This window comes from Luteibacter sp. PvP120 (assembly GCF_054055715.1).
In genome coordinates, this window is sequence record NZ_JBSRXP010000006.1 from 124,755 (window position 1) to 145,972 (window position 21,218).

The 21,218-nt window shown below is 63.4% G+C and carries 15 protein-coding genes; 8 read left to right on the forward strand and 7 right to left on the reverse strand.

Annotated elements, in window-relative coordinates; all coding sequences use genetic code 11:
• Positions 1 to 31: 31 nt before the first annotated feature.
• From ACVKN3_RS13450 to ACVKN3_RS13460, 3 genes are read left to right on the forward strand one after another with little or no spacing between them, the layout of a single operon-like run.
• A complete protein-coding gene (locus ACVKN3_RS13450) occupies positions 32 to 2,332 on the forward strand; it encodes a hypothetical protein (RefSeq protein ID WP_354514640.1) in 2,301 nt (766 codons plus the stop codon).
• A 58-nt stretch (positions 2,333 to 2,390) separates the two neighbouring features.
• Positions 2,391 to 4,214: a hypothetical protein gene (locus tag ACVKN3_RS13455; RefSeq protein ID WP_354514642.1), complete on the forward strand. Its 1,824-nt coding sequence runs from the start codon at positions 2,391 to 2,393 to the stop codon at positions 4,212 to 4,214.
• Between the two features lie 48 nt (positions 4,215 to 4,262).
• Entirely contained in the window at positions 4,263 to 5,576 is a 1,314-nt protein-coding gene (locus tag ACVKN3_RS13460) for a hypothetical protein (protein WP_354514644.1), read from the forward strand.
• Positions 5,577 to 5,620: 44 nt separating this feature from the next.
• Here the strand turns inward: ACVKN3_RS13460 and ACVKN3_RS13465 are convergent, their stop codons facing one another.
• The 5 genes from ACVKN3_RS13465 to ACVKN3_RS13485 form a co-directional block, all read right to left on the reverse strand.
• Positions 5,621 to 7,882: a glycosyltransferase family 2 protein gene (locus ACVKN3_RS13465; RefSeq protein ID WP_354514645.1), complete on the reverse strand. Its 2,262-nt coding sequence runs from the start codon at positions 7,880 to 7,882 to the stop codon at positions 5,621 to 5,623.
• A 96-nt stretch (positions 7,883 to 7,978) separates the two neighbouring features.
• Positions 7,979 to 9,541 (reverse strand): class I SAM-dependent methyltransferase, encoded by a 1,563-nt coding sequence (locus tag ACVKN3_RS13470; protein ID WP_354514647.1) that lies wholly within the window; start codon positions 9,539 to 9,541, stop codon positions 7,979 to 7,981.
• Positions 9,538 to 10,914 (reverse strand): ABC transporter ATP-binding protein, encoded by a 1,377-nt coding sequence (locus ACVKN3_RS13475; RefSeq protein ID WP_051938630.1) that lies wholly within the window; start codon positions 10,912 to 10,914, stop codon positions 9,538 to 9,540. Before ACVKN3_RS13475 ends, ACVKN3_RS13470 begins: the two co-directional genes overlap by 4 nt.
• Positions 10,904 to 11,731, reverse strand: coding sequence for an ABC transporter permease (locus tag ACVKN3_RS13480; RefSeq protein ID WP_240003867.1), 828 nt, complete (start codon positions 11,729 to 11,731; stop codon positions 10,904 to 10,906). Before ACVKN3_RS13480 ends, ACVKN3_RS13475 begins: the two co-directional genes overlap by 11 nt.
• 31 nt (positions 11,732 to 11,762) lie before the next feature.
• Positions 11,763 to 12,932 (reverse strand): trans-sulfuration enzyme family protein, encoded by a 1,170-nt coding sequence (locus tag ACVKN3_RS13485; RefSeq protein WP_354514928.1) that lies wholly within the window; start codon positions 12,930 to 12,932, stop codon positions 11,763 to 11,765.
• A gap of 212 nt (positions 12,933 to 13,144) precedes the next feature.
• On the opposite strand from ACVKN3_RS13485, the gene rfbB reads away from it, so the two are divergent.
• Genes rfbB through ACVKN3_RS13510 form a run of 5 tightly spaced genes read left to right on the forward strand, consistent with a single transcriptional unit; the run spans position 13,145 to position 17,978 of the window.
• On the forward strand, positions 13,145 to 14,194 hold the full coding sequence (gene rfbB / locus ACVKN3_RS13490; protein WP_354514650.1) for a dTDP-glucose 4,6-dehydratase: 1,050 nt from the start codon (positions 13,145 to 13,147) through the stop codon (positions 14,192 to 14,194).
• Positions 14,191 to 15,075, forward strand: a complete 885-nt coding sequence (gene rfbA, locus ACVKN3_RS13495) for a glucose-1-phosphate thymidylyltransferase RfbA (protein ID WP_036139944.1) — start codon at positions 14,191 to 14,193, stop codon at positions 15,073 to 15,075. Before rfbB ends, rfbA begins: the two co-directional genes overlap by 4 nt.
• The gene (gene rfbC, locus ACVKN3_RS13500) at positions 15,072 to 15,629 is read left to right on the forward strand and encodes a dTDP-4-dehydrorhamnose 3,5-epimerase (protein ID WP_036139942.1); all 558 of its coding nucleotides are present in this window, start codon (positions 15,072 to 15,074) and stop codon (positions 15,627 to 15,629) included. Before rfbA ends, rfbC begins: the two co-directional genes overlap by 4 nt.
• Positions 15,626 to 16,558 (forward strand): dTDP-4-dehydrorhamnose reductase, encoded by a 933-nt coding sequence (rfbD, locus tag ACVKN3_RS13505; RefSeq protein ID WP_354514652.1) that lies wholly within the window; start codon positions 15,626 to 15,628, stop codon positions 16,556 to 16,558. The genes rfbC and rfbD overlap by 4 nt, the downstream gene beginning before the upstream one ends.
• Before the next feature lie 7 nt (positions 16,559 to 16,565).
• The gene (locus ACVKN3_RS13510; protein ID WP_285405850.1) at positions 16,566 to 17,978 is read left to right on the forward strand and encodes a mannose-1-phosphate guanylyltransferase/mannose-6-phosphate isomerase; all 1,413 of its coding nucleotides are present in this window, start codon (positions 16,566 to 16,568) and stop codon (positions 17,976 to 17,978) included.
• A gap of 45 nt (positions 17,979 to 18,023) precedes the next feature.
• Here ACVKN3_RS13510 and ACVKN3_RS13515 read toward each other — a convergent pair whose 3' ends face one another.
• Together ACVKN3_RS13515 and glmS are read right to left on the reverse strand one after the other, a co-directional pair.
• Positions 18,024 to 19,367, reverse strand: coding sequence for a phosphohexomutase domain-containing protein (locus tag ACVKN3_RS13515; RefSeq protein WP_354514654.1), 1,344 nt, complete (start codon positions 19,365 to 19,367; stop codon positions 18,024 to 18,026).
• Between the two features lie 4 nt (positions 19,368 to 19,371).
• Positions 19,372 to 21,201 carry a glutamine--fructose-6-phosphate transaminase (isomerizing) gene (glmS, locus tag ACVKN3_RS13520; protein WP_285405852.1) on the reverse strand — a complete coding sequence of 610 codons (1,830 nt, stop codon included), beginning with the start codon at positions 21,199 to 21,201 and terminating at the stop codon, positions 19,372 to 19,374.
• Between the last annotated feature and the right edge of the window lie 17 nt (positions 21,202 to 21,218).

The following is a 21,218-nucleotide window of genomic DNA, read 5'->3' on the forward strand; positions in this document are numbered from 1 at the left end:
CACGTCCCACCCGGAATACACGGACCTATCGATGCACCTCCAGCGACTCGATTACGCAAGGCTGGCGCGGCTGTCCGCCGTCGTCATGGCCTTTGCCGCCACCATCCTGCTTGTCGTGCCGTTCGCACCCTTCGTGGCGGGCCTGGATGGCGAAGCCTGGCGATATGCAATGAACGTCGCCGTCGCCGACCATATGGTCTTCGGGAGGGACATCATCTTTACCGCCGGGCCGCTCAGCACGGTGTACACGCATGCCTATCATCCGGCGACCGACGTCTTCCTGATCGGCGTATCCCTGATTCTGGCCACGGCGCTTTTTGCTGGCTTCGCTGCCATCACTCCGCCCGCGCGCCGGCCTTGGCTGTTGCTGTTGCCCGTGCTGCTCAGCCAGACCACATTTGAGGGCGCCATGATCCTGGCGCTCCCCCTTCTGCTCCTTCTGTCCGCCGAAAAGGCGGCCACGACGGGTAGTCGGCTCCAGCTGGTCGCCACGTACGGGCTCGTCGTGGCATGCACCCTGCTTCCCTTGGTCAAGGGCACGATGGCCATCGCCGTTACGGCCTGTATCGGTCTCACGTTCCTGGCGCTCTGGCGGCGCTCCCGTGTCGCCTCTTTCGGGCTGGTCGTCATCGGGCTGCTCACGTTGTGTGGAACGTGGGTGCTCACGGGGCAGCCCCTGTCTGCACTGCCTGGCTTCTTCATCAGCCAGGTTCCCGTCGTATCCGGCTATACGGTAGGCATGGCCCAGCCGGGCAACACCTATGAAGTCATCATTTTTCCGATATTCGCCGTTGCCGTTCTCTGGGCTATGTGGCGTCCCGATCTCAGGCAGGGCTGGCGCATCATGGCCGCCCTCGCCCTGCTCCTCTTCCTTGCATTCAAGGCGGGCTTCGTCCGCCACGACACGCACGCGACGATCGCCGCGTGTTCGCTGGCACTGGCCGGCCTGATCGCGTTCATCGAAAAACCGCGCATCACCGGGCAGGGCACCCTGGGCCTGGTGGCCGGATTTGCGGGCTTCGCGCTGATTTCGATGGCATATCAGTCCTTCGACACGCGGGTGATGCAGGAGCGCCTTTTCCGCGAGTTGGCCGATTCCTGGTCCGGTCTCATGACGCGCGTGAAGCACCCCGGTGAACTGCAACGCAGGTTTGTCGAAGAAAACGAGCGACTCAGGAAAGTCTTTCCGTTGCCCGAGTTTTCGGGTGATGCAGATCTTTATCCGGAGAACGTAGCGGCAGTGCTGGCGACCGACACGCGCTGGAATCCGCGGCCAGCGGTGCTTACCTATACCGCCTATTCACCGTCCCTGTTACGCGCCGACGCCGATCATCTGCGCCTGCATGGAGCGGCTCGCATCTACTTCGCCGTATCCGCTATCGACCTGAGGTATCCGGCCTTCGAGGACGGGCTCAGCTGGCCCTCGCTGCTTACTGACTATGCTCCCACGGGTTTCGCAGGGCGTTACGCCATCCTGGATCGCAGCCCATCGCAGCAGAAGATGGCCTTTGGACAACCTGAAACGTCCATGCAGACGCTGGGCCGCACCGTCGTCCTGAACGCCCACAAGGGCGCGTTGTGGGCGAAGTTCGATGTCGAGCCGACCATGGCCGGTAGGATCGCCGCAGCGCTGTACAAGGCACCTCGGCTCATCATGTCGGTCAGCTACGCCGACGGCTCCCGGGACAACTATACGTTCGTACCCGGCATGGCGTCCGAGGGCTTCCTGCTTTCGCCGACCGTGTCGACAACGGATGATTTCGTGGCACTCACCTCACACCGGCAGGCCACGTTGCTGGCGAAAAAATACGTAACCACGGTAACCATCGCAGGCGAAAGCGGAACCCGCTGGTTGTGGAAGAGCGATTTCAAGCTCAGCTTGCAGAATGTGGATATCCCCGCGCGAGACAGCACCGACGCACTGCTGTTCGACAAGCCTGTCGCCACCAGACCCGTCGCCGACGTCGCTGATGGCGGCGACTGCTCCATCGATTTCGTCGGCGGCGACAAGGCTACCCCGGCAGGATCCGTACTGCAGGGCGACCTCCTCAAGGTGCGCGGGTGGGCCATGGCATCGGCAAAGGATGGCAAGATCAGTGACGACATAAGGCTCGTGATGCTGCAAGGCGATCAAGCCCTGATAGCGCCGGTCCATCGCCATCCGAGGGCGGACGTAGGCGCGTACTTCGGCCACCCCGACGTCAGCGATCTCGGCTTCGAGGCCAAGGTCGACACGTCATCCGCCCACGGCACGTTCCAGCTTCGCCTCCTGCAAACCTTCGGCGGTGCGCAGTATCTTTGCCCGATCAAGGCCAGCATCACCTTGCCGTGACCGCGAGGCACGGTCTGCCGGTACGACGCTTGGAGAGAGTTCGTTGAAAAAGGTCCACATGACACCCCGCTTCGCGATGCCGTCGATGCGCGCGCTCCAGGCGGCGGCCCTGCTGGTAACGTGTTTTCTCCTGCGCAGCGTCTATGTTTCGCTTTTCGCCTGCGACCTGCCTCAATGGGATCAATGGGATGCAGAGGGAGACTTTCTCCTGCGTGCGTGGATGAACGGCACATGGAAGGTCGCCGAGCTCTTCTCATCCCACAACGAGCATCGCATCGCCTTCACCCGGCTGATCTCGCTCGCCATCTTCAAATTGAATTCGGGTCAGTGGGACAACCTCGTAGAGGCCTACGTAACCGCCGGGATATTCAGTACGGCCCTCGTGACTCTTTGGGCCCTGCTGAACAGAAACGGTAGATCGACAACGGTTCGACTGGTGTCGGCGATCCTCGTGATAGCCATCGCCGCGCTGCCCTTCAGCTGGGAGAATGCGCTGGTCGGATTCCAGAACCAGTTCTATCTGATGGCGATCGGCGCCTTCGCGATGCTTGCCATCGCGGCCTACAAGCAGCCGTCCACGCGGATGATTGCCTACCTCACCATCGTGGGCATCGCCACCCTTTTCACCATGGCATCCGGGGTCGCCGCGGCCGTGGCCTGCATCGGCGTGATCGTCCTCCGCGCGTGGCGCGAGCCCCTGTCGCGAGGCTTCATCCTCGGCAGTGTGTGCGCCATGGTGCTCGTAACCGTGACAGGCGTGCTCCTGGTGCCGGTGCTGCCTGGTCACGAAGCGAACACTTCCGTCGGCCTCGCGGAGCACGTTCGAGCGTTCACCATCGTGCTGATGTGGCCGTTCGAGCCGAGCATGGCCGTGGCCAGGAGCACCGTGTCGATCGTCGGCATCGTGCTTGTCCTGTGGCTCCCCAGCCTTCTCTGGATCGTTCGTTTCGTGCGGCAGCGAGCCGCGACGTCCCAGGAGCTCTTCGCGATCGGCGTCTGCATTTGGGTCCTCGTCCAGGCTGCCGCGATTGCTCACTCGCGTGGGCATGGTCTTGGGGCGCTCGCATCTCGCTATATGGACATTCCCGCCATAGGCATCGTGGCCAATGTCTGGTTCGCTTTGTCTACGACCGTGCTGAAGCGCCGGGAAGCCTTAGGGCTCAGTGCCGCCTCACTCGCGCTGTGCGTCGCCGGCGCCACTGCAGGTCTCTATTTGCGAACGCCTGCGGACTGGCGCCTGGCCATCGACAGACAACAACATACGGACCTGCAAACGGTCAACGTAAGAAACTACATGGCATCCGGCGACCCAGCCGACCTCGATAAGCCTTTTTTCACGATCCCGTACCCGGATGCCAAGCGCTTACGATCGCTCCTGGACGATCCGGTCGTCAGGCACATGCTGCCGATCTCGGTTCGAACCCCGCTATGGGCGCCGATGCCCCTGGGCGGGTTCAGCCGCGACAACCTGCCTCCTTCCGTGAACGACGGCATCGATCGCACGGCGATCGGCTCTTATTCGCCGTCGGAACACGAGTCCTTCGAGGCCAGCATGACATCGCCTGACCTGCGTTCCGCGTTTCCCCGCCTCGCTATCCCGACGGTTGGTGGGCGAATTGGCCGAAATGGGTTGGCAATCGTCATCGTCGAGGGGAGTCACTCGACGCCTATCGAGCAGCGACGTCAATCGGGGCTGACATGGACGTTCGCCTTTGTGGCAGCCCCGAAACAGGAATTTCACGTCGACGCACATGATCGTTCGGCAAACAGCTGGATGGGCCTCGGTGCGCCCGTCGAATCCGGCGTGCTGAGCGAGTGGGCGCACCGCTTCCAGGACGTCAGCGTCCGGCGCCTTTCACGAATGGGTGTCACCCCACCGTAAATCCGGACAGGCGGTGCCAGGTACGACAATAAAGGCGCGCCATGACGCGTGAACGATGCAGAGGATGCCAGCTTGCTCGCCGAACATGAAATACGACGCAACGAGCCGCCGATGGCACCTGCCGTCGAAAGCGACAAAACCCCCGCAGGCACCTATTCGTTATTCCTGGTGCTCTTCCTCGCCATTGCCTTCAAGTCCAATGACGCGCTGACGACGCCCCAGTTCTGGGCCGAGGACGGAAAGGACTTCTTCGCCGCGCAGTATGCGCAATGGCTTCCCCATGTGTTCACCCCGTACGCCGGCTACCTGCACGCCATCCCCCGACTCGTCGCATGGATGGCGAACTTCACCAGTCCCGTGCGCGCGCCGCTGATCTACAACCTTTCCGCCATCGTCATGAGTGCCGCGGGTCTCGCCTTTGTCTTGGGCAGGCTGCGCCATGTCCTGCCGCTTTCCCTGATGCTGGCGACCATCCTTGTCCTGCCAACGAGCGGTGAGATCTTCGGCAACCTCACGAATGTGCAGTGGTTCCTGCAGCTGGTGCTTCCTGTGGCATGCCTTACCACGGCACCACGTTTGCGTGGCTGGCGCGCGCATGCCGGCGACATGGTCTTGCTGCTCGTCGCGCTAACCGGACCGTTCTCGCTCATCACGTCATGTCTCGTCGTCGGACTATGGCTGTCCTCGTGGCTCGACCGTCGTTTCGGCATCGGCGCCTTCGGTGGGCACCTCGGTACTTGGAGCGCCCTGAGCGATCGACGTGCCATAGCCATCGTCGCCACCGGCGGACTCGCCCAACTGGTAACACTCCTGACTCACCCGATGCCTTTTCCGGGCGATGCACCAACGCCAATCAGGCTGCTGAAGATCGGGTTGTTCGACTTGATCCCGTCCCATGTGTTCGGCTTCGATTTCCTCACCAACGGTACCTGCGCGTTGCTCTATGTGGTGATCGTCGGCGCATTGATCTTCGGGCGACGCATGAAGGGCGAGCACCGGATGACGATCCTCGCCCTTCTTCTGTTCACTGTCGTCGGCGCGTTATCAGGGATGGCCAAGACCGCCACCATCGCCGACCACTACGAACTTACGTTCGCCGACAGGTATTTCCACGCCCTGCGGATTGTCTTCTGGTGGGCCGCATTCGCCGCCATCGCGTCCGCGACGGCTTATCGGCGCAAGGACGTTTGCGCGATCGTGCTCGTGTGCATTGCGATGGTCGCCCTGTCCAACCCCGGGCATATGCGGCGCGATCCCATGCCGGACTTCCAGTGGAAGGCGCACGCAAGGGAGCTGCAGAAGACGGGTCCCCATGCTATTCCCATCCCGCCGGGATGGTGGTTGAACGTCACCACACCCTAGGGCCTAAGCGAGCCGGGGCGGCGATGGCCGCCCCGGTTTTCGTTTCAGGCGCCCGCCTGCCACTGCCGGACATGGCGCTTCGGACCGAACATGAACGATGCGTCGTCCAGGCTCAGGTTCGGGTTGAAATAAGGATCGTTGAGCAACTCGGCGCCCCAGCGAGAAGCCATGAACGCAGACTCCGCGTCGAACCGTTCCTTGCGGGCGCCCACATCGTCGTGGCCGCGCGATGCGGATTCGTGGTGATACATCTCGGCGCGGGGCGTCCAGACCACGGCGTAGCCCTTCGCACGAATCCTAAGGCACAGGTCGACATCGTTGAATGCCACCCCCAGTGCCTCGTCGAAGCCACCGACCTCGTCGAACACCTCGCGACGAACAGCCATGCAAGCCGCGGTGACGGCCGACAGTTGCTGGGTGAGGTGCATCCGGCACATCTGACCGGGATAGCCACGCTGCTGCAGATGGTAGGCATGGCCCGCAATGCGCGCCTGCCCGAGGCCGAGAATGATACCGGCATGCTGGACGGTATCGTTGGGGTAATACAGCATGCAGCCCACCGCCCCCACTTCCTTGCGCAGTGCGTGTGAGACGAGCTCGTCGAGCCAGCCGGAAGAGATCACTTCCAGATCGTTGTTGGCAAAAACCAGGACCGTGCCGGCCGCCTGGCCTACCGCAAAATTATTGATCGCGGAGAAGTTGAACGGCGCGTCATAGCGAAGCACCTTCGCCCGGTTCGCGACGGTCAGCCCTTCGAAGTAATCCAGCGTTTCCTGCTCGACCGACCCGTTATCGACAATCAGCACCTCATAGCGGGCGTAGGTCGTCTTCTCCAGGATGCTCTCGACGCACTGCTTGAGAAGATCAACTCGGTCACGCGTGGGGATGATGATCGAGACGAGCGGTACATCGTCTGGCTCGATCGTATGTGCGAAGTTGCCCGGGAACGAGGACAGCTCTTCAAAGCGACCGCGAATACCCACCCGTTCGAAGTGCGCCGTCAGCGACTTCTTCGCCGCAACGCCTGCGTAGCTCTTCTCCTGCGGCCCGGCGGCCGTGGAGCCGGCGATGGTCCGCCAGTGATAGAGCACGTGCGGCACATGGACGATCTGCGAGGGCGACAGTCGCTCGACGCAACGCAGCGCCAGATCGTAATCCTGGCTGCCTTCATAACCTTCGCGGAAGCCACCAAGTTCGCGCAGCAACGCCGTGCGATAGACACCGAAGTGGCTAACCATGTTGTGCCCACGGAACAAGTCGATGTTGAAATCCGGCTTGAAGTACGGATCGAAGCGAATCCCGTCCTCACCGATCTTGTCCTCGTCGGAGTACAGGACCTGGGCATCCGGGTTGTCCATGATCGCCTTGGCCATGGTGGACAGGGCAACGGGCGAGAGTTCATCGTCGTGGTCAAGCAGCGCCACGTAATCGCCCGTCACCAATTCCAGTGCGGAATTGGACGAGCGCGAGATGTGTCCATTCTTCTCCCGGAACACCACCTTGATACGCGGGTCGCGGGCCGCGTACTCGCTCAACACCGAGCGGATGCGGGGATTGGGCGAGCAGTCGTCGGCGATGCACAGGGTCCATGCCTCGTAGCTTTGCTCGATGACGGAATCGATACACCGACGCAGCCACTTTTCCGGCGGGTTGTAGACGGGCATCACCACGGATATCGAGGGCGCATCTTCGCGACCACGGAACGATGCCCTGATTTCTTCCGCCCTCGCCGGCGTCCATGTGTCGTTCGTGAGCACCCAGTTCAGGTAGTTCCGTGAGAGCGAAATCGCTACGATGTCGAGGTACAGCGCATACAGCGCTTGCCCGACGGCACGCGGCCCGTTGCGGAAAAGCTGGTATGCACAGCGCCGGATGAGGCGCTTGCGCGACATGACGACGCCCGAACGCTGCGTGATCGCGCTCCACATCTCGCGCGCCGCATGGAAGCGGCCCACCTTGGTGAGGGTGAACAACTCAAGGTCGAACTCCGCCTCGCTGCTGAGCGGATCGAAGCGCAGGCCGACGATATCGCGCTTGAGCACAATGATAGAGGTGCGCGTCCGGGTGGCCGCACCGAACAGCGGTATGCCGTCGGATTCCAGCACCGGCGTGCCGAAATCGGGATAAAGCACTGCGGAGAGGCCCGCCCCATCAACCGCCTCAAGATCACACGTTACCTCGTACCAGCCGGCTTCCAGGCGGCCGCCTGGAAGCTCGACGCGGAACTGGGGATCAGGACCCGTGGATTTCCAGCGCTTCGCCGAACCGGCACTGGCCACCAGATCGTTAGCCGGCTCGAGTTTCATACCCGGACCGCGATGCGGCGCGCTATTGTCAATCACCAGAGACACCTTTTTTTAACCCCCAAAATGACACATGTACGACGTCGAGGCCGTGACGGCTCATGAACGTGATCGTGGTCGTACGCGAAAGCGATCAAAGAAGGATCGCTGGCTCATATGTTGAAGTAGCGCGGAAGAGACGTCTATCCTCGCGGACAGATCGTCGGCCCTCGTGGTGAGGCCATCCGTTTTTGCTACCAACTCGTTTGTCGTCGCTTCCACGGCGCTCGTCTTCGCGGTGAGTTCATCCGTCTTGGCGATCAACTGCGCCAGTTTCTCGCCGAGATCGGCTATGAGGCCGTTCGTCGCCTGTGTATTTACATCCAGCCGTGCCCTCGCTTCCGCGACCGACGCGTCGAAGGCGGCCAATTGCGAACGCAGTGCGGCCAGTGGCAAACGCTTCTCCTGGCCGTTGACCTCAGCCGTCACGCCGGCAAGCTGCGAGTGCGCGACCTCGGCCACATCGCGATCCGTCAGCAGCACCTCATAATCGAGCGTCGTCTCCAGCGCGACCCAGCCTTCACGACTGAGATTGCCCCACACATCACCGACGTAGATCTCGAAATTGGGATCGTCGTGGAAAGAGGCGATGCGCAGTCCGCCCTCGAATCGATCGCTCACCAGCTGGCCACTCACGCTCAACAGTCGCTCCACCGCACGAACATCGAGGCTCACGACCTCGCTCAGCTCGTGGCGGAATGCCATGGAAAGGACACTGAACACACCACCCACGTTGGCGGGATCGATACGGATGAAATCGGGGCGCTCACCGGGGGGAAGCCGGAACATGAGGCTGACCTGGCCGAGCGCGCCGCCCGCCTTCGCCGATATCGACTTCTGCTCCGAAAAGCCTTCGTCTTCATTGCGATAATAGATGCGAGCCTCGACCCCGGACGGCAGGGCGATGGCTCGATCGAGAAGCCGCGTTTCTTCGTCGATGATCGTGCCTGCGATCTGCTCGAAGTAGTTCCGGACCCGATCCGGCTGTGCCGCGGCGAGCGCCATGAAGTCGTCGAACGCTTCAGTGGAAGCGGAGCCGACGCGCAACACGGCCAGGCCGTTGCTGTGATTGAACTCGAATACCTGGTAACGCTCGCGCAGTTCGGCAATGAACTTCCAGACGCCGAAGTCACCATGCCGCACCTGGCTGTCGTGAAAGAGAACGACACCCCGGTCGCTCATCTTCGGCAACCAGGTGTTGAAGTCGTGACTGACCGCCTCATAGGTATGCAGGCCATCGATATGCAGCAGATCGATGCTGCCATCCTCGAAGCTGTCACGCACGTCGTCGAAATAGCCCTGTCGCAACGTCGAGAAGTGGCCGAACCGCTTGTCGTGTCGCGCGCGCAGGCTTTCCAGCACGGAGCTGTCGTAGAACCGCGCCTGCGGATCGCCTTCCCAGCTGTCGACAGCGAAAAATTCGGCCTCCAGGCCGATCGCTTCGGCTGCCTGGCAGAACGCCAGATAGGAGTTACCCGAGTCCGTGCCCAGCTCCACCAGCTTTCGCGGGCGCAGCATCTCGATCACCGCATAGGCGAACGGGATATGCCCTGCCCAAGGATAGGGGAACGTCAGCGACGGCTTGAGGAAAGCGGTCCGATACTTGTCGAGGTTGAAATTCACGATTGGTTTTCCCTGATGACTTCGACGTCGAGCATGTTGATGCCGATAAGGCCGGAGGGCGTACCCCGACCATCGGACCTGAACTTGATGGCCTCGTGTATCCAGTGCTGGATGACATGCTCCGACTGGTCACCTTCCGCCACGCCCGCCGTCACGAAATATTCGCCAGCCTGCAGTCTTGGCATTTCGAACCTGAAGACCGCAGTCAGCGTCCCTGCTGTTTCGACCTGGAACTTCTCGTCGATGTACAGATGCGTATTGTCCCCGAACAGCAGCTGTCCGAGGCGATCCTTGATGTAGAACCCCACGATGACGCCGTCGAGATCACCCTTGGCGACCACGTCGATCTTCAGTGCCACTTCCTCGCCACCGAATATCAGGCCGAGTTCGCTGTCGTCGCTGCCCACCATGGCAACGTGCGCGATCTCCGCCCGCGATTCACCGAAACTCGGCGCATTAGGATCGAAGGGGAGCAGCTCGATATCGTTGCGTAGTACCGAACGATCCCGGAGCTCGAGCCTCTCGTCCCGTCGCCGGGCGACGCGTGCGTCGGTCTTGGCCCGGGCGACCAGCGTGCCCGACTTGGTGCCCTGACGTTCGTGGATGAACGCTTCGGTGTAGGCGGCCATGACATCCTTGGCCACGCCGGCGGCCTTGACCACACCGCTGTCGAGCCAGATGGCGCGGTCGCACAGTCCCGTGACCGCGGCGCCGTCGTGGCTGACGAAAAGCAACGTGCCCCGCGCCTTGAAGTCCCGCAGGAACCGCATGCACTTCTGGGTAAAGAACGCGTCACCGACCGCCAGCGCCTCATCGATGATCAGGACGTCGGCATCGACATGCACGATGACCGAGAAGGCGAGGCGCATCACCATGCCGCTCGAGTAACTCTTCACCGGCTGGTCGATGAAGGCACCGATGTCGGCGAATTCCGCGATGGCATCGAAACGGCTGTCGATCTCGGCATTAGTCAGACCGAGGATCGAGGCATTGAGGTAAACGTTCTCGCGCCCCGTGAACTCCGCATTGAAACCGCTACCCAGTTCGAGCAGCGCCGCGACGCGACCGCTGACCGATACCGAACCTTCCGTGGGCGCGAGCGTGCCCGCGATCAGTTGGAGCAGGGTCGACTTGCCGGAGCCGTTGCGCCCGATGATGCCCAGCGTCTCGCCCCGGCGCACGTCGAATGACACGCCATGCAGCGCCCAGAACTCGCGGTAATACGTGCGTCGCGACCCGGCCAGCCCTTGGAGCAGCCGATGCACCGGCCGGTCGTAGATGTGATAGCACTTGCTGACGTCGTTGACCGCGATAGCCACGTCGGGACCGGCGCCGGCGGGCGATTCGACCAGTGATGACGGATCAGATGACATCGGCGAACCCCCGCTTCGTCTTGAGGAACCAGGCATAGCCGAGGTAGGCGACGACGAAACTCCCCGCCGCATACAGGGCAAGGCCGAAGAAGTCGGGCACATTGCCCCACAGCGCCACTTCACGCGCCTGGTTGATGATGAAAGACAACGGATTCATCGCGAAGAACAGCCGATATTGCGGCGGCAGCGAGTCGACGGGGATGATGGCCGACGACAGGAACAGCATGGCCGTGGCGATGACGCCGGTGACCTGCGGGATATCCCTGATGTACACGCCGAGGGACGCCATGAACCAGCTGACACCCATGGTGAACAGGACGAACGGCGCCAGCACCACCGGGAGGAAGATGATCGTCCAGGGCACGTAGTGCTTGAAGACCAGGTGCAGGCACGAAAACACGATGAAATTCGCCGCCACGTGGAACAGCGCGGAAAGCACCATCGGCCACGGCAGGATCTCCAGCGGGAAAATGATCCGCTTGACCAGATTGGGATTACCGACGATCAGGGTCGGCGAGCGGATCAGGCATTCGGCAAAGTAACCATGGATGATCAGGCCCACGAAGAGGATCAGCGCGTACTCGCCCGTGCTGTCGGACGTATGGGGCCACCGGCTCTTCATGATGTAACCGAACGCGAAGGTATACACGCCCAGCATCAGGAACGGGCTGATCAGCGACCAGAACAGGCCGAACGTGGCTCCCCGGTAACGACCGAGCAACTCCCGCTTGCTCAACGCCAGGGTCAGCGAGCGGTATTTGCCGAAGGCCTCGAAAGGACCGGACAGCGTGGGCTTCTGCAACGAGGGGTACGACAAGGTGCACTTACTCCAGTCTTCAGTCGCGTGGTCAGGCCAGAGCCGCGGCCAGTTCGCCGCGGAGATCCTCGATGTCCTCGACGCCAACCGAAAGCCGGATGAGGCCGTCCGATATGCCAAGGCGCTTGCGTGTCGCCGGGGGGATCGAGGCGTGGGTCATGATGCCCGGGTGTTCGATCAGGCTCTCGACGCCACCCAGCGATTCGGCCAGCGCGAACAGCTCGCATCGTTCGAGTATGCGACGTGTCTTGCGCAGGCCGCCGTGTAACTCAGCCGTGATGATGCCGCCCGCGCCGTCCATCTGGCGGCGGGCCAGCGCGTGCTGCGGATGGCTCTTCAGGCCGGGGTAGATGACACGTTTCACGGCCGGATGGCGCTCGAGCCAGGCGGCGAGATCCGTTGCGCTCTCGACGTGCTGGCGCATGCGCAGGTGCAGGGTCTTGAGGCCCCGCATGGCCAGGAACGCATCGAAGGGCCCGGCGACGGCGCCGACGGAATTCTGCAGGAAGCCCATCCGCTCGGCCATGTCGGCATTCGCGGCAACGACGATGCCACCCACGATGTCGGAGTGGCCGTTGAGGTACTTGGTCGCCGAGTGCAGGACCAGGTCGGCCCCGTGCTCGATCGGCCGCTGCAGCATCGGGGAGCAGAACGTGTTGTCAACGACCAGGATGAGCCCATGCTTTCGTGCGAAGGCGGACACCTTCGCGAGGTCGACCAGCTTGAGCATCGGGTTGGTCGGGGTCTCCGCCCAGATCATCCGGGTATTCGGCTTCAGCGCCGCTTTGAGGGCGGCGGTGTCATTGAGATCGACGAAGGAAAAATCCAGCCCCGCCGAACGACGGCGAACCTTGTCGAACAGACGGTAGCTGCCGCCATAGAGGTCGTCCATGGCGATCACGTGGCTTCCGGTATCCAGGAGCTCTAGCGTGGTGGCCGCCGCAGCGAGTCCCGAAGCGAAGGCAAAACCGGCGACGCCGCCTTCCAGGTCGGCTACGCAACGCTCGTACGCCATCCGCGTCGGATTCTGTGTACGCGAGTACTCATAACCCTTGTGGACGCCAGGACTTTCCTGAACGTAGGTGGAGGTCGCGTAAATCGGCGTCATGATCGCGCCGGTGCTCGGATCGGGCGACTGCCCCGCATGGATGGCGCGGGTGCCCAGGCCCTGACGAGTCGATTTGGAAGGTTTCGAAGCCATAAGCGCCTGATTTGATTGGCTGGCAAGCCAGCATGACTGCGCCGGGCGCAGAGGACCGCATATCTTAACCAGTTTGCCTGGCGAGGTTTCAGAGCCCTGTAGGCGCTCTCTGACACCATTCATCTTTTTGAATATGACAGGCGATACCGTTGAACCCGCCCGCGTGCATGCGAGAATATCCGATCGCTTACCCAGGAATCACGCGTAACTCCATGAAAACTTTACTAGTCACCGGTGGCGCGGGGTTCATCGGCGCCAATTTCGTCCTCCAGGCCGTGGCTGACGGCCTCCGTGTCGTCAATCTCGACAAGCTCACCTACGCCGGGAACATGCAGACGCTGCAGTCCCTCGCCGGCAACCCGGCGCATGTCTTCGTGCAGGGCGATATCGGTGACCGTGAGCTGATCACGCGCCTGCTGGCCGAACACCGCCCCGATGCCGTGGTGAATTTCGCTGCCGAAAGCCACGTCGACCGCTCCATCGACGGCCCCGCCGCGTTCATCGAAACCAACGTGGTCGGCACCCTGGGCCTGCTCGAAGCCACCCGCGACTATTGGCGCGGCCTCGACGAGGCGGCCGGCAAGGCCTTCCGCTTCCTGCACGTGTCCACCGACGAGGTGTACGGTTCGCTGGGCGCCGAAGGTTTCTTCACCGAAACCACCCCGTACGCCCCCAACTCCCCGTACTCGGCATCGAAGGCCGCGTCCGACCATCTGGTCCGCGCCTTCCACCATACCTACGGGCTGCCGGTGCTCACCACCAACTGCTCGAACAACTACGGCCCCTTCCAGTTCCCTGAGAAGCTGATCCCGCTGGTCATCCAGAAGGCCCTGGCCGGTGAAGCCCTGCCCGTGTACGGCGATGGCATGAACGTCCGCGACTGGCTCTACGTGGAAGACCACTGCAGCGCCATCCGCCGCGTGCTCGAAGCCGGCCGCCTGGGTGAAACCTATAACGTCGGCGGCAATTCCGAACGCGCCAACCTGGTGGTGGTCAAGACGATCTGCGCCATCCTCGACGAGGTCTCGCCCCTCGAGAACGGCAAGCCACACGAAAGCCTGATCACCTTCGTCCGCGACCGCCCCGGCCACGACCGCCGCTACGCGATCGATGCCAGCAAGCTGAAGGACGAACTCAACTGGTCGCCGGCACATACGTTCGAGTCCGGCATCAAGGCCACGGTGCAGTGGTACCTCGACAACAAACCGTGGATCCAGAACATCCTCGACGGCAGCTACCAGTTGGAGCGACTCGGCGCATGACGACCAAGGGCATCATCCTCGCCGGCGGCTCCGGCACGCGGCTCTATCCGATCACCCAGGCGGTCAGCAAGCAGCTGCTGCCGGTGTACGACAAGCCGATGATCTATTACCCGCTGGCGACGCTGATGCTGGCCGGCATCCGCGACATCCTGGTCATCAATACGCCGCACGAGCAGGCCCTGTTCCAGCGCCTGCTCGGTGACGGCAGCCAGTGGGGCATCAACATCACCTATGCCGTGCAGCCGTCGCCCGATGGCCTGGCCCAGGCCTTCATCATCGGCAAGGACTTCATCGGCAACGATCCCAGCTGCCTGGTGCTCGGCGACAACATCTTCTACGGCGTCGGCCTGACCGAACGGATGAAGCGCGCGGCCTCCCGGGAATCCGGTGCCACCGTGTTCGGCTACTTCGTGAAGGACCCGGAGCGCTACGGCGTGGCCGAATTCGACGCCAGCGGCAAGGTGATCGGCCTGGAGGAAAAACCCGCCAAGCCGAAGTCCAGCTATGCGGTCACGGGCCTGTACTTCTACGACAACCGCGCCGTGGACTACGCCGAAAACCTGAAGCCCTCGCCGCGTGGCGAACTCGAGATCACCGACCTCAACCGTTGCTACCTGGACGATGAGTCGCTGCACCTGGAACAGCTCGGCCGCGGTTACGCCTGGCTCGACACGGGCACGCACGAATCCCTGATGGAAGCCGGCGAGTACATCCAGACGATCGAGAACCGCCAGGGCCTGAAGGTCTGCTGCCCGGAAGAAATCGCCTATATCAACCAGTGGATCGACGCCGAGCAGTTGCTCAAGCTCGCCAAGCCGCTGTCCAAGACCGGCTACGGCCAGTACCTCCAGCACCTGATCGAGCAAGGTTACGTCGGATGAAATTCATTGAAACCGCCCTGCCCGGCTGCATAGTCATCGAACCGCAGGTGTTCGGCGACAGCCGTGGGTTCTTCTACGAGAGCTACAACGAGGCGAAGTACCGCGAAGCCGGCATCGACCGCCGTTTCGTCCAGTCCAACGTCTCCCGCTCCGCCCGCGGCGTGCTGCGCGGCCTGCATTACCAGTGGCCGCATCCACAGGGCAAGCTGGTCAGCGTGCTGGAAGGCGAGGTGTACGACGTCGCCGTCGATATCCGCCGCGGCTCGCCCACCTTCGGGCAATGGGCTGGCGTGATGCTGACCGCCGAGAACCACCGGCATTTCTGGATACCGGAGGGTTTCGCGCACGGTTTCTGCGTCGTCTCCGAATACGCCACGTTCTCGTACCAGTGCACGGACCTGTACAACGCCCAGGCCGACGGCGGCGTACGCTGGAACGACCCCGCCATCGGCGTGGACTGGCCGATCTCCGAGCCCCTGCTGTCCGACAAGGACACCAAGGCGCCCCTGCTGGCGGATATCGCCGAGGACCGTCTGCCGGAGTTCCGTCCGTGAAGATCCTGCTGCTAGGCGCCAACGGCCAGCTAGGCCAGACCTTCCTCAGCCAGGGCGGCCTCGCTGCCCGGGGTGAGCTGATTGCCGCCTCGCGGGACGGCTCCCTTGCCGTCGGCGGCGGCCGTGGCGTCGTGGGCGACCTGACAGATCTTGCCGGGCTGGAAGCCTTGCTGGACGCCAAGCGGCCCGACGTGGTGGTCAATGCCGCCGCCTATACCGCCGTGGATAAAGCCGAGTCCGACGAGGCCGTGGCCACCCGTGTCAATGGCGACGCCCCGGGCGTCATCGGACACTGGGCCGCCCGTCACGGCGCCCTGGTGGTGCATTACTCCACGGATTACGTGTTCCCCGGCGACGCCACCGCGCCCTACGCGCCGACGGCGGTGACGGGCCCCCAGGGCGCGTACGGCCGCAGCAAGCTCGCTGGCGAAGAAGCCCTGCGCGCCAGCGGCGCTGACCACCTGATCCTGCGCACGGCCTGGGTCTACTCGGCGGTCGGTCATAACTTCCTTCGCACCATGCTGCGCCTGGGCGCCGATCGCGACGAACTGCGTGTCGTCGCCGACCAACGCGGCACGCCCACCACCACGACGCTCATCGTCGAGGGAACGCTGGCCGCCATCGACCGGATGCAGTCGGCACCCGCCGCGGATCTCGCCGGCCTGTCGGGTACGTACCACCTCACCGCGTCGGGCGAGACTACCTGGCACGGTTTTGCCGAGGCGATCTTCGACGAGGCGACGGCCAGCGGCGTGATCGCCCGGAAGCCCAGGGTAACCGCCATTGCCAGCAGCGAATTCCCCACGCCCGCCCGGCGTCCGGAATACTCCGTGCTGGACAACTCGGGCTTTGCCGCCACGTTCGGCCACCCGCTGCACGACTGGCGCGAAGGACTTCGCGCAACGCTCGGTCAACTCCCCACTTCGTGAGGCGGTCATGCTGATTCCCCTTATCCTGAGCGGCGGCAGCGGAACGCGGTTGTGGCCGATCTCGCGCCGCAACCTGCCCAAGCAGTTCCTCTCGCTGTCGGGTAAGGAAACCTTGTTCCAGCAGACGGTGTTACGCGCGGCCTCCCTCCCCGATGCCGCCGCGCCGGTCGTCGTGGCCAGCGACGACCAGCGTTTCCTTGCCGCGGAGCAGCTGCAGGAACTGGGCATCGCCAACGCCAACATCCTGCTGGAACCGGTGCCGCGCAACACGGCGCCGGCCATTGCCGTCGGCGCACTGCAGGCCATGACGCGCGATGCGGATGCCCTGATCCTCGTACTGCCCGCCGATCACCTGATCGGTGACACCGGCGCCTTTACCGAGGCCGTGGCACGGGCACGCCGCCTGGCCGAACAGGGCTGGCTGGTGACCTTCGGCATCCGGCCCGACCGGGCGGAAACCGGCTTCGGTTACATCCGCCGCGGCGCAAGCCTGGAGGGCGAGACCTTCCGTGTGGCCCAGTTCGTGGAAAAGCCGGCGCTGGATGTGGCCGAGTCGTACCTGGCCAGTGGCGACTACGACTGGAACTCGGGCATGTTCCTGTTCCGCGCCTCGCGTTACATCGAGGAACTGAAGACGCTGGCACCGGCGATGCTGGAGGCCGCTCAAGCGGCCTTCGGCAAGGCGAATACCGACCTGGACTTCATCCGGCTCGACGCCGACGCGTTCACCGCCGCGCCGAGCGATTCCATCGACTACGCGGTGATGGAAAAAACCGGCCACGCCGCCGTGGTGCCGGTGGCGTGCGGGTGGAGTGACATCGGCTCGTGGGACGCGCTGTGGATGGCGGCGGGCAAGGACGAACACGGCAACCACATCGAAGGCGATGTCATCGCACTCGATACCCGTGGATCGCTGATCAGATCGCACGATCGCCACCTGGTCGCCACCATCGGCCTGGACGATGTGGTGGTCGTCACCACGCCGGACGCGACACTGGTCGCACGCCGCGATGCGTCGCAGGACGTGAAGAAGATTGTCGAACAACTGAAAGCCGCCGGTCGCAGCGAGCACGACCTGCATCGCGTCGTGCGCCGCCCGTGGGGCAGCTATGACTCACTCGAGTCCGGCGACCGCTTCCAGGTAAAGCGCATCGTGGTCAAGCCAGGCGCCGCGCTAAGCCTGCAGATGCACCATCATCGTGCGGAGCACTGGATCGTCGTCAAGGGCGTGGCCGAGGTCACCTGCGACGACAAGGTGTTCCTGCTGGCCGAGAACCAGAGCACCTACCTGCCCCTGGGCAGCCGCCACCGCCTGCGCAACCCGGGCAAGGTGCCCGTGGAGTTGATCGAGGTGCAGTCGGGTTCGTACCTGGGCGAGGACGACATCGTTCGCTTCGACGATGTATACGGCCGCGCCTAGCGTCAGGCAGTACCTGGCAAGTTAAGGGGCCGGGAGGCCCCTTTTCTATTGCTCGATCAACGCGGACAACTCGGCCGTACGCTCGTGCATCAACGCCGTGCCGCCGCGGGATTCCACGTTGAGCCGCAGCAAGGGCTCCGTGTTCGACGAGCGCAGGTTGAAGCGCCAGTCGCCGAAGTCGGCACTCACACCGTCAGTATGGTCGATCGAAGGGCCCTGATCCGCGTAGAACGCCATAACCTTCGCGACGGCCGCGGGTGCATCCTTCACCACGAAATTGATTTCCCCACTGCAGGGATAGGCCGCCATGCGCTGCTCCAGCATGTCCCCGAGGCTGACCCCGGTCTTCGACATGCGCTCGGCGACCAGCAGCCAGGGAATCATGCCCGAGTCGCAATACGCAAAGTCACGAAAATAATGGTGCGCACTCATCTCGCCGCCATAGATGGCGTCTTCGAGGCGCATGCGCTCCTTGATAAAGGCATGCCCCGTCTTGCTTTGTACCGGCACGCCACCGGCCTGCTCCACCATGTCGATGGTGTTCCAGGTAAGCCTCGGGTCGTGGATGATCTTCGCACCCGACTGTTTCTCGAGCAGCTGCGCGGCCAGCAGCCCGACGATGTAGTAGCCCTCGATGAAGTTTCCCTGCGCATCGAAGAAGAAGCAGCGATCGAAGTCGCCGTCCCATGCAAGGCCCAGGTCGGCACCATGGGCCACGACCGCTTGCGCCGTCGCGCTGCGATTCTCCGGCAGCAACGGGTTGGGAATGCCGTTCGGAAACGTGCCGTCCGGGGCGTGATGTATGCGAACGAAGTCGAACGGGAGATGGGGCGCCAGCAGGTCCACGATCGCACCGGCCCCGCCGTTACCCGCGTTCACCACGATCTTCAAGGGCCGCAGGGCCTTCGGATCGATGTAGCCGAGCAGATGCGCGATGTAAGCCGACTTGTCGTGGTCGTGAACCACCTTGCCGCGCATCGTGGCAGCGTCGCCGAAGTCATCGGCCTCCACCATCCGCTCGATATCGCGCAGCCCCGTGTCGCCGCTGATAGGCCGCGCACCCTCGCGCACCAACTTCATGCCGTTGTAGTCGATGGGATTGTGGCTGGCCGTTACCATGATGCCGCCGGCGACCTGGCGGTGGAACGTATGGAAATAGACTTCCTCCGTGCCGCACAAGCCGATGTCGATGGCGTCCCGACCTTCATCGTTCAGACCGCGCACTACCGCGGCCGCGAACGCCGGGCTGTCGACGCGGATGTCGTAGCCCACGACCACGACGCCCTCGCCCAGGGTCCGCGCACACGCCCGCCCGATACGGTACGCCATGTCCTCGTTGAGTTCATCCGGGACGCGGCCGCGGATGTCGTATGCCTTGAAACACGTCATACGGTCATTCCACCGTCACCGACTTGGCCAGGTTCCGTGGCTGGTCTACATCCGTGCCACGCATCACCGCGACGTGGTACGCCAGCAGTTGCATCGGGATGGTAAAGACCGCCGGGGCGATCAGATCGCCACCGCCGTCCACACGCACCGTGGCGATATGGTCGGCATCCGCATCCAGCTCCGCACGCTCATCGGCGAAGACGATCAGCTCGCCGCCGCGGGCGCGTACTTCCTGCAGGTTGGATTTCAGCTTGTCCAGCAAGGGCCCGTTGGGCGCCACCGCCACGATCGGCATGTTCTCGTCCACCAGCGCCAGCGGGCCGTGCTTGAGCTCGCCCGCGGGATAGGCCTCCGCGTGGATATAGGAGATTTCCTTGAGCTTGAGCGAACCCTCCAGCGCCACCGGGAACTGCGCGCCGCGCCCGAGGAATAGCGCATGCTGCTTGGCAGCGAAATGGTCGGCGATCCGGATGATCTCGGGCTCGCTCTTCAGCGCGTTCTCGATGTAGCGCGGCAGCGACTGCAGTTCCTTGCAGTGCGCCAGGTACTTGGTTTCATCCAGGCCACGGCGCCGACCCAGATCCAACGCCAGTAGCGCGAACGCGGTGAGCTGGGTGGTAAAGGCCTTGGTCGAGGCCACGCCGATCTCCGGGCCCGCGCGGGTCATCAGGCGCAGGTCGGATTCACGCACCACCGAGGACTCGGGTACGTTGCAGATGGCGAACGTGGCAAGGTAGCCGCGACGACGGGACTCGCGCATGGCGGCCAGGGTATCGGCGGTTTCGCCGGACTGCGACACCGCGACGAACAGGGTGTTCTCCGGTACGACCACGTCGCGGTAACGATATTCGCTGGCTACCTCAACCACCACTGGGATTCGCGCCAATTCCTCAATCCAATACTTGGCGACCATGCCGGCGTGATAGCTGGTGCCGCAAGCGACGATATGAATGCCACGGGTCTTGTCGAGGATCGGGTCGGCATCGATGCCGAAGATGTTCGGCAACACGCCATGCGGACCGATACGACCTTCCAGGGTGTCGGCCACGGCGCGCGGCTGCTCGAAGATCTCCTTCTGCATGTAGTGGCGGTATTCGCCCCGCTCCACCGAGTCGGCGCTGATCTCGCTTTCGTGGGCCGTGCGGTCCACGCGCTGGCCGTCCAGGCCGAACACCTCCACGGTTTCCCGCGTGATCTCGACCACGTCGTCTTCTTCCAGGTACATCATCCGGTTGGTGACCTTGATGAGTGCCTGCGCGTCGGAGCCGAGGAAATGCTCGCCGATGCCGATGCCGACCAGCAGGGGGCAACCGCGACGGGCACCGACGACCCGCTCGGGTTCGTCCAGGCTCATCACCGCGATGGCATAGGCACCTTCCAGTTCGCGCACGGCGGCGGTGACCGCTTCGCGCAATGGCTTGCCGGACTGCACATGTTCGTCGATCACGGCACCCATCACCTCGGTGTCCGTTTCCGAATGAAACACGCGACCCTGCGCCTTGAGGCGCTCACGCAGGGAGGCGTAGTTCTCGATGATGCCGTTGTGCACGATGGCGATGCGGCCCTGCACATGCGGATGCGCGTTGTGCTCGCTGGGCACGCCGTGCGTGGCCCAGCGCGTGTGCGCGATGCCGGTCCCGCCGGGTACCGGGTCCGCGTCGTACAAGGCCTCCATCTCGCGCACCTTGCCCTTGGCACGGACGCGGCGGATCTGGCCGCCATCCGCGATGGCCATGCCCGCGGAGTCGTAACCCCGGTATTCGAGGGCTTTCAGGCCTGCGATGAGGATGGGCGCGATATCACGCTGCGCGACAGCGGCGACGATTCCACACATGACGCTTCCCCTTGGCC

Coding starts and splice junctions, on each gene's coding strand:
- ACVKN3_RS13450 (WP_354514640.1), top strand. CDS start 32: ATGCACCTCCAGCGACTCGATTACGCAAGGCTGGCGCGGCTGTCCGCC.
- ACVKN3_RS13455 (WP_354514642.1), top strand. CDS start 2,391: ATGACACCCCGCTTCGCGATGCCGTCGATGCGCGCGCTCCAGGCGGCG.
- ACVKN3_RS13465 (WP_354514645.1), bottom strand. CDS start 7,882: ATGAAACTCGAGCCGGCTAACGATCTGGTGGCCAGTGCCGGTTCGGCG.
- ACVKN3_RS13475 (WP_051938630.1), bottom strand. CDS start 10,914: ATGTCATCTGATCCGTCATCACTGGTCGAATCGCCCGCCGGCGCCGGT.
- ACVKN3_RS13485 (WP_354514928.1), bottom strand. CDS start 12,932: ATGGCTTCGAAACCTTCCAAATCGACTCGTCAGGGCCTGGGCACCCGC.
- rfbB (WP_354514650.1), top strand. CDS start 13,145: ATGAAAACTTTACTAGTCACCGGTGGCGCGGGGTTCATCGGCGCCAAT.
- rfbA (WP_036139944.1), top strand. CDS start 14,191: ATGACGACCAAGGGCATCATCCTCGCCGGCGGCTCCGGCACGCGGCTC.
- rfbC (WP_036139942.1), top strand. CDS start 15,072: ATGAAATTCATTGAAACCGCCCTGCCCGGCTGCATAGTCATCGAACCG.
- ACVKN3_RS13510 (WP_285405850.1), top strand. CDS start 16,566: ATGCTGATTCCCCTTATCCTGAGCGGCGGCAGCGGAACGCGGTTGTGG.
- ACVKN3_RS13515 (WP_354514654.1), bottom strand. CDS start 19,367: ATGACGTGTTTCAAGGCATACGACATCCGCGGCCGCGTCCCGGATGAA.
- glmS (WP_285405852.1), bottom strand. CDS start 21,201: ATGTGTGGAATCGTCGCCGCTGTCGCGCAGCGTGATATCGCGCCCATC.